This window comes from Streptomyces sp. NPDC058663, assembly GCF_042716745.1.
Classification (GTDB): Bacteria; Actinomycetota; Actinomycetes; order Streptomycetales; family Streptomycetaceae; genus Streptomyces.
Genome location: NZ_JBHXRV010000042.1, coordinates 1 through 12,771 on the forward strand (window position 1 = coordinate 1; position 12,771 = coordinate 12,771).

13 protein-coding genes are annotated in these 12,771 nt (G+C 69.0%); 12 read left to right on the forward strand and 1 reads right to left on the reverse strand.

All coding sequences use genetic code 11. The features are described 5' to 3' along the window. Positions 1–1,306: 1,306 nt before the first annotated feature. Together ACFWVV_RS27330 and ACFWVV_RS27335 are read left to right on the forward strand one after the other, a co-directional pair. Entirely contained in the window at positions 1,307–1,555 is a 249-nt protein-coding gene (locus ACFWVV_RS27330) for a hypothetical protein (RefSeq protein ID WP_384358446.1), read from the forward strand. Beyond that, the gene (locus ACFWVV_RS27335; RefSeq protein ID WP_384358444.1) at positions 1,552–1,953 is read left to right on the forward strand and encodes a PIN domain-containing protein; all 402 of its coding nucleotides are present in this window, start codon (positions 1,552–1,554) and stop codon (positions 1,951–1,953) included. The genes ACFWVV_RS27330 and ACFWVV_RS27335 overlap by 4 nt, the downstream gene beginning before the upstream one ends. A 337-nt stretch (positions 1,954–2,290) precedes the next feature. On the opposite strand, the gene ACFWVV_RS27340 is transcribed toward ACFWVV_RS27335, so the two are convergent. Further along, complete coding sequence (locus tag ACFWVV_RS27340) at positions 2,291–3,814, reverse strand: ATP-binding protein (protein ID WP_384358442.1); 1,524 nt, start codon at positions 3,812–3,814, stop codon at positions 2,291–2,293. Between the two features lie 356 nt (positions 3,815–4,170). Here ACFWVV_RS27340 and ACFWVV_RS27345 point away from each other — a divergent pair, with 356 nt between their 5' ends. The 10 genes from ACFWVV_RS27345 (at position 4,171) to ACFWVV_RS27390 (ending at position 12,716) form a co-directional block, all read left to right on the forward strand. Next, a complete protein-coding gene (locus ACFWVV_RS27345; RefSeq protein ID WP_384358440.1) occupies positions 4,171–5,541 on the forward strand; it encodes an FAD-binding oxidoreductase in 1,371 nt (456 codons plus the stop codon). A 256-nt stretch (positions 5,542–5,797) separates the two neighbouring features. Continuing rightward, positions 5,798–6,373: a hypothetical protein gene (locus tag ACFWVV_RS27350; RefSeq protein WP_384358438.1), complete on the forward strand. Its 576-nt coding sequence runs from the start codon at positions 5,798–5,800 to the stop codon at positions 6,371–6,373. Between the two features lie 169 nt (positions 6,374–6,542). Continuing rightward, the gene (locus ACFWVV_RS27355) at positions 6,543–6,737 is read left to right on the forward strand and encodes a type II toxin-antitoxin system Phd/YefM family antitoxin (RefSeq protein ID WP_384358436.1); all 195 of its coding nucleotides are present in this window, start codon (positions 6,543–6,545) and stop codon (positions 6,735–6,737) included. 24 nt (positions 6,738–6,761) lie between these two features. Further along, a complete protein-coding gene (locus ACFWVV_RS27360) occupies positions 6,762–7,127 on the forward strand; it encodes a hypothetical protein (protein ID WP_384358434.1) in 366 nt (121 codons plus the stop codon). After that, complete coding sequence (locus tag ACFWVV_RS27365) at positions 7,124–7,447, forward strand: hypothetical protein (protein WP_384358432.1); 324 nt, start codon at positions 7,124–7,126, stop codon at positions 7,445–7,447. Before ACFWVV_RS27360 ends, ACFWVV_RS27365 begins: the two co-directional genes overlap by 4 nt. Before the next feature lie 157 nt (positions 7,448–7,604). Then, positions 7,605–8,189, forward strand: a complete 585-nt coding sequence (locus ACFWVV_RS27370) for a TetR/AcrR family transcriptional regulator (protein ID WP_384358430.1) — start codon at positions 7,605–7,607, stop codon at positions 8,187–8,189. Positions 8,190–8,392: 203 nt separating this feature from the next. Continuing rightward, positions 8,393–9,739, forward strand: a complete 1,347-nt coding sequence (locus ACFWVV_RS27375) for an MFS transporter (RefSeq protein WP_384358428.1) — start codon at positions 8,393–8,395, stop codon at positions 9,737–9,739. 25 nt (positions 9,740–9,764) lie between these two features. After that, positions 9,765–10,523 (forward strand): SDR family NAD(P)-dependent oxidoreductase, encoded by a 759-nt coding sequence (locus tag ACFWVV_RS27380; RefSeq protein WP_384358426.1) that lies wholly within the window; start codon positions 9,765–9,767, stop codon positions 10,521–10,523. Between the two features lie 301 nt (positions 10,524–10,824). Then, positions 10,825–11,370 carry a DUF1360 domain-containing protein gene (locus tag ACFWVV_RS27385; protein ID WP_384358424.1) on the forward strand — a complete coding sequence of 182 codons (546 nt, stop codon included), beginning with the start codon at positions 10,825–10,827 and terminating at the stop codon, positions 11,368–11,370. Between the two features lie 122 nt (positions 11,371–11,492). Next, positions 11,493–12,716 carry a PP2C family protein-serine/threonine phosphatase gene (locus ACFWVV_RS27390; RefSeq protein ID WP_384358422.1) on the forward strand — a complete coding sequence of 408 codons (1,224 nt, stop codon included), beginning with the start codon at positions 11,493–11,495 and terminating at the stop codon, positions 12,714–12,716. The last annotated feature ends 55 nt before the right edge of the window (positions 12,717–12,771 follow it).

A 12,771-nucleotide genomic window follows, 5' to 3' on the forward strand; every position in this document is an offset into this window, starting at 1 on the left:
TGAGTTGCCTGCGCGTCACGCTCGTCTTCCTACCGGATCCGCCTTCCATGCGGATCCGGATCGGCAAGATTGATCACGACGTCACACAGGCCCTAGTACGCCGGGCATCTTCACGGTGAATAGCGAGTACCGCCAGACCACAAAGGCCGCAATACGCACAACTAGGTGACCCGAGGAGAGGTTGGCTGAATGACGCCCACCGCCGAGACTCTTTCCAGCATCCGCACACCGGTCCGCGACATCAGGCGCCGTCGAACGCCTCCGCTACACCCGGCCGCAGGGATCTGCAAGGGCGTGCCGTCTCCCCCATCGCGCTTACGTCGTGCCACAACGTGCCAGTAGGGGCGGTAAACAGCGGTCACCAAGGGTTTCACCGGAGCCACCTCCGACCACCCCCAGGCAGCCATCGCCCCAGGCCAGAGGCCATTCACGAGCCGAAGTGCAGGGTGATTACCAAGCTCAGAGCGCGAGTTCGATTCTCGTCACCCGCTCCAGTGCGAACCCCCAGGCCAGCGGCCCGGGGGTTCTTTCGTTGTCCAGGCCGGGTCAGGAGCCGTGCACCATCTCTGCACCGCCAGCTCCCTTCCTGGCCTACTCAGAGACGAGGCTCACCTGCCAGATCGCAGAATGACAACGTATGCGGACGGTACGCGATGACCGAGACGCCTGGTGGCGGAGTGCCTCCGCGCCATCGCCGTCGCCGACGATGACGCGGGCCTCGCACAAGCACGCAGAGACTGGAAGGCCGTCCGGCAGCAGGATCGGCGCGCCTGGCCTTCGATCCTTCTCTACGTGGCATGGAGCTACCTAGGGATTGCCATGATCCTTTGCGTAGTAAGCGCATTGGGCTGGTTGGCAGAGAACGGCGGACCAGGAAAGATCAGCGGGTCGGACCCGACCACCGCAAATTTTTGCCTGCTAGCCATCACTGCCGGCCTCGTCTTTATCACCCTTCTGCCCGTGGCGGTGGCTACAGCAGAAGCGATCCGCTCTCTTCGCCGGGCCCGCACCAAGCAGCGCGAGTTCGCCCGGCGCGAGGCCGAGACCGCCTCGCGCATGTGGCCCTGCGATCGGCAAACTCAGGGTTGCCCTCAAGCGACCCGCCGACGACATGACGAAACCGTGGCGGCGGTCGCGTCCGCATCGTCTCCCTCTGAACCAGAGGCGCCGTTGACGGGGATGCCTCAGTCGGCACCGCCCGTCCGAGTCCGGCATCAGGGTGCTTGTTCGGCATACGGCGTGGGCCACTGGTCGGCGCTGGGGAAGAAACACCGTCACGGCGCGCATACTTCAGTATGCTATCCGTATGTCCTCGACGACTCGCATCACTGTCACCCTGCCCAGCGACCAGGTGGCCGAGCTCCGCAAACTCACGGACAACGTCTCCGGGTACGTGGCGGAAGCAGTCGCCCGCCAGATCCGGCACCAGTTGCTCGGTGATGACCTGCGACGCCACGAGGAGGAGCACGGCAATTTCACCGACGAGGAGCTTGCAGAGGCTCACTCGAAGATCTTTGACCCCGCAAGCACCAGCACCCGGTCGGACGCCGCGTGAACGAGCGCATCGAAACCGTCGTCCTGGATTCCGAAGGGCTGTCGGCCTGGGTCGCGCAGGACCGGAAGGTCCTCGCGATGCTGCGGGTGTTCCATGACATGGGTGCGGACCTGGTCGTAGGGGCGAACACGATCGTGGAAGTCAGCCATGCGCGCACCAACACGCCACGCCTCAACTGGACGCTGTCGCGGGTCAAGGTGGAACCGGTCACCGAACAGGCGGCCAGAGCAGCCGCCGAACTGCTGAAAGAGACTGGGCTGCACGGCCACAAGTACGCCATCGACGCCACCGTGGCGGAGATGGCCCTGCGCCAGCCAGGACCAGTCGCGCTCCTCACCTCCGACACCGACGACATGACAAAACTGTGCGGCACCCGCGTCCGCATCGCCTCCCTCTGAACCATCAGCACCTTTGACCGGGATGCCGCTGCTCTCCCGGGCCAGCCCTCGCGGCCTCGCGGGGCACCGCACACAGGGCCGTGCCACAACGTGCCAGTAGGGGCGGTAAACAGCGGTCACCACGGGCTTCACCGGTGCTGTACGCGAACAACGCCAGGCAGCCATCGCCCCAGGTCAGAGGCCACTTGGCGGTCGAAGTGCAGGGTGATTCCCAAGCTCAGAGCGCGAGTTCGATTCTCGTCACCCGCTCCACGAAAGCCCCAGGCCAGCGGCCCGGGGCTTTGTTGTTGTCCGGACCAGCCAGGTACCGCGTGCCCGCTCCGTGCCTGCCGCTCGGTCAAAGGAGCGGTGCCCGGAACGCCCCGCCGTAGAGCTCGTCGAGACCGATGAGCAGCACGCCGTCCTCGCCTTGTGCTCCCCGTGACACCTCACGTCGCAACGAGTCACTGAAGCCGGCTGCGCTGAAGCAGGCCAGCTGGCACCGGCTGGTGTCCATGCCTCGCGCGGTGAGGACTTCTCGTGCGCGAGCAAGCCTCTCCAAGTGGCTCAGCCCCATGACAGTGCCCCATTTCGCCTCTCCCAACAGGTGGACCGCTTGTTTGCTGCCCCCGGACCCGGGTTCCACCACGGCTACGTCGATCTGCGTCTGCCGCCGCACCACCGGGTCCGTCACCACGCCACCGCCCACCTCCCCCAGGGAGGAGCGGAGCAGGGCCCGGCCCGGCCCGAGGAGGTACTCACGGCACACCGTCTCGAAGTGCGGTCCGGCCACCTGGGCCGCGAAGCGTTCCGCGGACTGCGCCCACACCTCTCGCGCCTGTCCGCTTTCCAGTCGCGCCCAGGCGGGCCGCATCACCGCCTCGTAGAAGTTGATCAGCGGCTCCGTGATTCTGTACTGGGACTTCCCGGTTCGGAAGACGTCCGCTTCCCGCACCAGAAGGTGACTGTCCTCCAGGACGTGCAGAGGGTGTGAGATGTCCACCGACTTGCGGCCGATGTACCCCGCGATCCCTCCCCGGGTGGAATTCCCCTGGGCCACTGCGGCAAGGACCGAGTGATACAAAGCCGTGTCCCGGATGTCCGCTTCCTCGGCGAGCAGGTACCGGGCTTCCCGGAAGAGAGGACTGAAGGGCGAGAGGACCGTACGACAGACCCAGTCGTCGAACTCCTCCAGCCCGGTGGGGACGTCGTCTGCAAGGAACTGCCGACGGTACGCAGGTGTACCGCCGACCACGGCGTGGAGACGGGCAGCGAGCGCGGGGTCGTCAGGAACCCCCCAGAACTCAGCCGCCGCCCGATACCCGAAGGGCCTTACGACAAGTTCCAGTTGAGCCCGGCCTCGCAAGGGCGCAGTACTCGCCAGCAGTCCGCCCATGACGGACATCGCCGACCCGCACAGGAGAAGCCGCATCCGGCTCTGCTCAACCTGGAACCGGTCGACCTCCCGCTGGATGATCGACGGAAGCTCCGGAGCGGTCTTCGCCAAATACGGAAATTCATCGATGACCACAAGCAATGGCGCCCGAGAACTTCGCGGCGAAGCCAGCCCGAAGAGGTAGGAAATCGCGTCGTCCCAGGTGGCAAAGGAGAAGGGAACCGGCGACCCCACATGATCGGCAAGAGCCGCAGCGAACTGGCGCAGGGATTCCGTCTCCGTCGCCGCCGTGGCTCCGAAATAGAAGCCCCCCTGCTGCTCCACCAGAGCGCGCAGCAAGTAGGTCTTGCCCATCCGCCGCCTGCCGCTGACGATCCCGAGCATGGCGTGCTGCAGCGGCCGGCTCACGAAGGCGGCGAGAGCGTCCCACTCGACGCTCCGGTCGAAGACATGGGCCGGTTTGGTCGGGCGCGAGGAACCGGACACGGATGCACTCCTTAGGAACGTACTCCTATGGAGTGTACTCCTAAACATTGTCCGCTCACCTGAAGAGGAGGACCACGCGCGCGCACCCGCAGCACAGCGACACCGTGGCAAGACTGTGCGGCACCCACGTCCGTCACATCTCCCTCCGAAACGTCGGTTCCCCCGCCGCCCGGCCGCGTGGACGCTCCCGGGGATGCCCGGTTCCGTCGAGTTGAGCATCTGACCCATCGGCGTAGCGTGGAAAAGACCGAGGCCAGGCGCGGTCGGCGCGGAGAGCGGCCGACGGAGCGTCGGGTGGCTCGGTGAGGGCTGTGTGTCCCCGGAGCACGCGGCACGACGCGCAAGGAGTGAGGTTGATGAACCCTTCATCGATCGAACAGTTGCGGGAACGCGTACGGGGGCCGGTGGTCACTCCCGACGCCGAGGGCTACGACGAGGCGCGCAAGGTCTACAACGCCATGGTCGACCGGCGCCCGGCAGCCGTGGTGCGGTGCGCCAATGCCGGCGATGTCGTGGCCGCGGTCGACTTCGCCCGGGACAACGGGCTTGACCTCGCGGTGCGTGGCGGCGGGCACAGCGTGCCCGGCTTCGGGACCTGTGACGACGGGCTGGTGGCCGATCTGACCGGCATGCGCGGCGTCCGCGTGGATCCCGGGCGGCGCATCGCGCGGGTGGAGGGCGGGGCGACCTGGGGCGACTTCGACGCGGCGGCGCACGCGTTCGGGCTGGCGACCACGGGCGGGATCATCTCCACCACCGGCGTCGGAGGTCTCACCCTCGGCGGCGGCATCGGTTACCTGGCCCGCGGTCTGGGCCTGAGCTGCGACAACCTGATCTCGGCCGATGTGGTGACCGCGGACGGCAAGCTGCTCGTCGCGAGCGAGGACGAACACGCCGACCTGTTCTGGGCCCTGCGCGGCGGCGGCGGGAACTTCGGGGCGGTGACGTCGCTGGAGTTCCGGCTCAGTCCGGTCAAGGACGTCTATGGCGGGCCCATCCTCTTCGAGTTGGAGGATGCCGGCACGGTGCTGCGTGCGTTCCGCGAGCTCATCGCCGACGCCCCGGAGGAACTCGGCGGGTTCCCCGCCTTCCAGATAGCGCCGCCCCTGCCGTTCATCCCGGAGAACCGGCACGGCGACACCTTCATCCTGATCGTGGCGTGCTGGGCAGGGCCGATGGATGAGGGAGAGCGCGCCGTCCAGCGGTTCCGCGACATCGCGCCGGTGGTGGCCGAGCACGTCGGACCGATGCCGTACTCCGCGCTCAACAGCGCGTTCGACGCACTGGTGCCGCCCGGCCTGCAGCACTACTGGAAGGCCAACTTCGTGACGGAGCTCAGTGACGCGGCGATCGAGGCACACCTCGAACACGCGCCTCGGTTGCCCGCCGTCAACTCGACGGTGCACATTTACCCGATCAACGGTGCCTGCCACCGCGTGGCACCGCAGGACACGGCCTTCGCCTACCGGGACGCCACGTTCGCCACCGTCATCGCCGGAATGTGGCCGGACCCCGCCGACAACGAGGCCAACACCGCCTGGGTGCGTGACTACTACCGGGCCACCGCCCCGCACTCGGAGGAAGGCGGGTACATCAACTTCATGGCCGAGGACGACCAGGACCGGATCCGGGCCAACTACCGGGGCAACTACGACCGGCTCGTAGAGGTCAAGCGGGCCTACGACCCCGGCAACCTGTTTCACGTGAACCAGAACATCAAGCCGTAGCGGGGGATGGGTCGCGCGGAGAGGCGGGAGGCGCCCGAGCCCCGCGCTTGGATGCGCACCGCGTTCCCCTGGTCGACGGGATACGCGGTGTGTGCTGGCGGCGCGGCACTACGGACGAAACAGGTTGGCGGTGAACTGACCTATCTGCCAGCAAACTTGGTCAGCATTTCCCAGCCCCCCAGTCACACCGTCCCTCTGCAGCCCGTCGCTGCATAATCCCGAGGCGGCTCACCTGGCCACATCGCAGAATGATCACATGGATATGTCTGAGCCGTACGCAACGACTGTCGCAGCCGTGGCCCCTGTGATCTGGGCAATTGGAACGGTCGAGGTTCACCAGGTACTGAAGCGGGTGTGGGTCCTGCGCGACGAACGAAATCGCCTGGTGGAGGCGTCCCTTCACGCCATCGCGACGGTCGACGATGAAGCGGGGCTCGCTCAGGCGCGTAGGGACTGGAAGTCCGTCCGTCGACAGGACCGGCGTGCGTTGCCGCCGACCCTTCTCTACGTGGCCTGGGCCTACCTCGGAATCGCCATGATCGCGTGCGTGATGTTCGCGTTGAGCTGGTTGGCAGAGACCGGGGGGCCGGGCAAGCTCAGCGGGGCAGACCCGACCACAGCAGGACTCTGTCTGCTGGCCATTACCGCCGGCCTCATCTTCATCACATTCCTGCCCATGGCGGCGGCCACGACAGAGGCGATCCGTTCTCTTCGACGAGCCCGCGCCAAGCAACAAGAATTCGCCACGCTCGAGGCCGAGGCTGCCTCACGCCTTGCGGTCCGGCGAGTGGCCGACTCGGAGGCAACCGCAGCCTCCTCGCCGGCTCCGTAGCACCGGATCGGTGCCGCGGAGAGCGCGGGAAATGACCAGGTAGCGCCGCCGTAGGGCATCCGGCTTGCCCGTGCGCGAGGGCGCCCGGCGCAGCAAGCGGCATTTCGCGCCGTCTTCGGAACCTCACGAGCACCTATGGCAACTATGATAGTTGCCATACACTGCCGTCATGGAGACGAAGACTTACACAACCATCGACCTCCGCAAGGGGATGGGCGAGATCCTGGATCGGACTCGGATCGCCGGGGAATCCGCTGCCATCACCCGTAAGGGGAAGGCCATCGCCTACCTGGTGCCGGTTGAGTGGTTCGAGCAGATGGCCTTTCCGCAGCAGCCGCACGAGGCCCGACACGACGCGGCCTGATCCTCCACCCCCAGGAGACGGACCATGCCCTCCCATGCACTCCACTTCGAGGGATACGAGGGGGAGCCTCCGCGGTTGCCGCCCATGCCCGAACGGACCCCGCAAGCACTTCGACTGGCCATTCAGGAGCACGCTCCGCACCTCCTCCCGGACTTCGAGGCTCACTGGAAGCGTGTCATCGGTGATGCCTTCAACATCACCCCGGTGCCGGCCTTCATGCGCCTGTGGTGGACGCAGTACGCCATCGCACGTGATCCCGTCCTCGACTCCCATCTGCACGATCTCGAAGCCCGCGCCGCCAAGTCCGAGGACCCGGCAGAAGCCATGCAACTGCTGGAGGAATACAGCCGCCTCCGGCATGAGGCCGCCGAGAGGAAGCCCGGGGAGTGAGCGACGAACCGCCCCGGCCGCCCTGGCAGATGGACTGGACGAAGCGGGCGCGCCACGACTTCCAGAGCATGCCTGCCGAAGGCAGCGACCTGTTCATGAGCGCCCGCGCGGAGCTGATCACCGCCGAGGACCCCTACTTCCGAGGGATCGACGCGGATGCCTCACTTCCGCACTGGATGACCGTCCGCCCCTTGGCCTCCACCAGCCCGGGAGGGCCCCACATCGTGGACCTGGCCGGCGGACGCGGTTGGCTCATCTACACCTTCATGCGTCGCCACGCGGACCCGCAGATCGTCGTGACGGAAGCCTTCTGGGCCTGACGTCCCCCTCACGCCGACCCGGGTCAGCCCCGCGCCCGCCCGGTGCCCGCTGCATCGCGGGCGGCGCCGGTCCATCCGGTGCGGGACCCTGGGATCCCCGCATGTAACCGGCCGCAGTTTCTTGACCGGACGTTCCAGATAGGCCTATGGTCCCGGTGTGGCCAGAACCAAGGAATTCGATCCGGAGGCCGCGCTTCAGGCGGCCCTTGAGCTGTTCTGGCGGCGTGGTTACGAAGCGACGTCGATGGCCGACCTCGTCGAGCACCTCGGCATCGGCCGCGCCAGTATCTACGCCACCTTCGGGAACAAGCACGAGCTGTACCTCAAGGCCATGGACCGCTACTCCGAGGGGCGTGACGCGTCCCTCATGAGCGAGCTGTCGCAGCCGGGGCCCGCGCTGCCCGCGGTGCGGGCGGTGGTACGCCGCTTCGCCTCGGAGGCCGCGTCACCCGGGAGCCGGCTGAACGGCTGCCTCGTCACCAACACCGCGGCCGAGCTGGCCCCGCACGACCCCGCTGCGGCCCGCCGGGTCGAGCTCAGCTGGGAGCATTTCGAGACCCTGCTGCACTCCGCGCTCCTGCGGGCCAGGACCCAGGGCGAGTTGCCCGCGGGGCGCGATCCCCGCGCACTGGCCCGCATGCTGCTCGTCCTGCTGCAGGGCGTACGGATCACCGGCAAGGCGTCCGGCGACCCCACCCTGGTGCGCGACGCGGCCGAACAGGCGTTGACCCTGCTGGACTGAATGCCGGACGCCTGGCCGAAGGTGGTGCGCATCCGGTCCGGATCCGCGTCGCGTCCCGCCACGGAGCCGGTAGCCACCCCCGCATTCCCGCATTTCCGCATTCCCGCATGCCCGCATGCCCGCATGCCCGCATGCCCGCATGCCCGACCAGCGTCCCTGCGTGTCCCTATATTGGAACGATCGATCAAGTATGAGAGAGGGTCATGACCGCCGAGGGAGTCACCCCCGTCGTCCCGGTACGGGGCCGCCACGCCTTCGCCCTTCTCGGCAGCATCCAGCTCACGCTGATCTTCACGCTCACCGTGATCGCCGTCCCGCTGCCTCGCATCGGGCAGGAATTCGGCCTGCAGCGGCCCGACTTGATCCTGCTCAGTGCCGCGTACGGACTGAGCTTCGCCGGGCTCCTGCTCTTCGGCGGCCGGCTCGCCGACCGCTACGGCGGGCGGCGCACCCTCGCCGCCGGTCTTGTTCTGTTCGCGGCCGCCTCCGCCCTCGCCCCGTTCGCCCCGGGCATCGGGGCCCTGATCGCGGCCCGCTTCGCGCAGGGAGCCGGTGCGGCCCTCGTCGCACCCGCCGCCATGGCGGTGCTCCGCGTCACGTACCCCTCCCCCACCGCGTACCGCAAGGCGATGGCCACCTGGGGCGGGCTGTCCGTGCTGGGGGCCACCGCCGGCAATCTGCTCTCCGGCGTCCTCCTGTCGCTGCTTTCCTGGCGTGGGGCCCTTGCCGTACCGCTCGTCGTGGCGGTCACGGCACTCGCCCTGCTGTCCCGCTTGCTGCCGCCCACCGCGGAGAACCGGGGCCGGGCTCTCGACCTGCCGGGTGCGCTGCTCGCCACCGCCGGGATCACCCTCACCAGTTACGGGCTCGTCGTCACCGACACCCTGCCCTGGTCGTCGCCCGGCGTTCTCGTACCACTGCTCGGTGGGGGCGCGCTGCTCGCCGCGTTCCTGTACGCCGAGCGGCGTGCCGGGGATCCGCTGCTGCCGGCCCGGTTCCTGCTCGACCGGCGGCGTGCCCTCGCCCTCACGGCCATCGCGTTCAGCGCCTGTGGGACCGCGATGACCTCCGTGGTCCTCTCGCTCCACCTCCAGCAGGTGCGCGACTGGTCACCGATGCAGACCTCGGCCGCCTTCGTGCCGTTCGCCCTTGCGCTGATCGCCTCGGGCCGGGCGGCAGGACCGCTGATCACGCGGTACGGGGCGCGGGCCGTCACGACCGCGGGGCTCGCCGTGGGCGCTGCCGGGCTCGTTCTCCTCGCCTCCACCGGGCTCCACCCGCACACCCCGTACGCGCAGGGACTGCTGCCGGGCCTCGTGCTGCTGTCGGCCGGCGCCGCGGCCTCCTTCGGGGGAGCCGCCGTGCTCGCGGCCGACGGTGTACCGCAGGACCGGGCCGGGCTCGCGGGCAGCGTGCTGAACAGCGCGATGGAACTGGGCCCCACCGTCCTGTTCGCCGTTCTGCTCACCCTCGGCAGCGACGCCCGGTCCCTTGCCGCGACGGGGGCCGCCCTGGCCGTCGTCGCCCTCCTCAACCACCACATCAAGTAACCGTCTACGCACAGGAGTTGTCGAAATGAACCGCTTCACCGGCAAGACCGTCCTCGTCACGGGCGCGGGCTCCGGCCTCGGCCGCGCGATCTCGATCGCCTTCGCCGCCGAAGGGGCGTCCGTGGTCGCCGCGGGTCGTACCGCGGCCTCCCTGGACGAGACGGTCGGCCTCATCGAAGCGGCCGGCGGCACGGCTGCCGCCGTCACCGCGGACGTCACCGACTCCGGTCAGGTCCGGGACCTCGTAGACGCGAGCGTCACCCGCTTCGGCGGGCTCGACATCGCGGTGAACAACGCCGGGATACTCCGCGGCACCGTACCCGTCGGAGAGGTGAGCGAGGAGGACTGGGACGCGGTGCTGCGGACCAATGTCACCGGCGTCTGGCTGGCCATGAAGCACGAGATCGCGCACATGAAGGAGAACGGTGGCGGGGTCATCGTCAACATCTCCTCCAACCTGGGCGCCCATCTGCGCATCCCGAACGCCGCCGCGTACATCACCTCGAAGGCGGCCGTCTCCGCGCTGACCCGCGCCGCCGCCCTCGACCACGTCCACCAGGGCATCCGCATCAACGCGGTCAGCCCGGGGGCATCCGCCGCCCCGATGTCGCTCCGGCCCGGCGAAACCGAGGCCGACCGTACCGAACGGGTGAAGTCGGAGAACCCGCTCGGCCGGCTCGCGGAGGCCGAGGAGGTGGCTGCCGCGGTGCTCTACCTCGCCTCACCCCTGGCCGGAGCGACGGTCGGCACCGATCTGGTCGTCGACAGTGGGTCGTCGGCCTGACGGGGCACCGCCGGGCCTGACGGAGCACCGCCGAGTCTGACGCTGCACCGCCGGGTCTGATGGGGCAGCGTCGATCCTGACGGTGCACCGCCGGGCGCGGCGGTCGTCCACGGTCCCGACAAACCTCCATACGGTGTCACCGGCCCACCGCGCGGCCGTTTCCACGGGTGATGAGCGGTCATATGAGGCCCGTGACCCCTTTGCCGGAAGTTTCGGCCGTGTCCGCCCGTGGAGCGGGGGCGTGGGCGCCGGCCGGTGCCCGTGGGTCGCGGATCCATCAACGCAAGGGAAGGCTGCTGCTGTGGTTGACCACGTAACCGGGGAGAACTCTCGTCTGCACAAGGCCGGGAACGCCCTCCGGCGGATGAGCAGGTCGTACTCGCCGCAGGAGGAGCGCCACCTCGGCGGGCACCTCGGGGCCGTCGTCTCCTTCGGCGCGTACACGGCCGCCTGGGGCGCGGCGGTCGCCGTGCGGAAGGCGAAGCTCCCGGAACGCCCCGCCCCGCAGGACCTCCTGCTGACGGCCGCCGCCGTATTCCGGTTGAGCCGGCTGCTCAGCAAGGGCTCCGTCACGAGCCCGCTCCGGGCGCCGTTCACGACGTACGAGTCGGCGACCGGGCCCGCCGAGGTGAGCGAGAGCCCCCGCGAGGGCGGCATCACGTCGACCGTGGGGGAACTCGCCACCTGTCCGTTCTGCCTGAGCGTCTGGCTGACCACGACGTTCGCCGGGGCCCAGCTGCTGTGGCCCCGTGCCACCCGGACCGTCACGGGTGCCCTCACCGCGCTGGCCGCGGCCGACACCATGCAGCTGGGCTACGACTGCCTGCTGCAGAAGAACACGGACTGACGCGGGGGGCGTGGCACCCCCGGGGAGGCGGGAACACGGGCGCCGACGGCCGGGCGCGCTCGTTCCGGTTGTTTTCGTCGCCGTGAGCGGGAGAAATGTGTCTCCGACCGAAGGAGACTGATGTGGTACCTGACCGGATGGGCCTGGCCGAGGTTCTGGCAGCGGCGGAGAACGCCGCGCCGGTGGACTCGTTGGACGTCGTAGCGCGCAATCTGCGCGAGCGGTTCGGTGCGCGCTACGTGTCCTTCCTGTTCCTCGACGTCGTCGGCCGCCGCCTGCTGCGGGTCAACGGGACGGCCGACACCGTGAACGGTGAGCGCGCCGAACAGGTTCCCCTGGTCGGCAGCGGCATCTACGACGAGGTCGTGCGGTCCCAGAAACTGGTACGGACGCCGGGAAACGGGCAGGGGCAGCGGGTGCTCGCCCCCGTCACCAACCGCGGCGACACCATCGGCGTCCTCGAGCTGTTCCTCACCCACGTCACACCGGACGTACTGGAGCAGGTCGAGGAGGCCGCGCACGCACTGGCGTACATCATCGTCACCGACCGCCGCTTCACCGACCTCTACCACTGGGGCAACCGCACCACCACCGTCAGCCTGGCCGCGGAGATCCAGCGCCAGCTCCTGCCCTCGGCCTCCGCCTGCGAAGCCGACCAGTTCTCCCTGGCCGCGGCGCTGGTCCCGGCCTCCGACATCGCCGGCGACACCTACGACTACAGCCTCGACGAAGGCACCCTGCACCTCTCCGTCACCGACGCCATGGGCCACGACGTCGACGCCTCCCTCATGGCCACGCTGCTGGTCAACGCCTCCCGCGGCGCCCGCCGCGCCGGGGTGGACCTCGCCGAACAGGCGCGCCAGACCCACCAGGCACTCCTCGACCACGGCCGGCGCACCTTCGCCACCGGTCAGCTCCTGCGCATCGCGCTGGACGGGTCCGGTGCCCAGCTCGTCAACGCGGGCCACCCCTGGCCTCTGCGACTGCGCGACGGCGAAGTGACCGAACTCCCCCTGACCGTGAACCTGCCCTTCGGCGTCGTCGGGCAGGGCCCCTACCGGGTGCAGAACCTCGACCTCCGCCCCGGCGACCGCCTCGTGCTCTTCACCGACGGCATGCAGGAACGCGAAGCCCAGTCCGTCGACCTGCCCGCCCTCCTCCGCAAGACGACCACCGAGCACCCGCGCGAAGTGGTGCGCACCCTGGTCGCCGCGGTCACCGACGCCTACGACGGCCCTCCGCGGGACGACGCCACCGTCCTGTGCCTGGACTGGCACGGCGGGCCGGTCCCGAACACGGCCCCGGTCCAGGTCCCGGCTCCGGCCCAGGTCCCGGTCCACGACTGAGGGCGCGTCGGCACCTGTGCGGACCGGGAGCGTCCGGCCAACCCGGCGAAGGTTT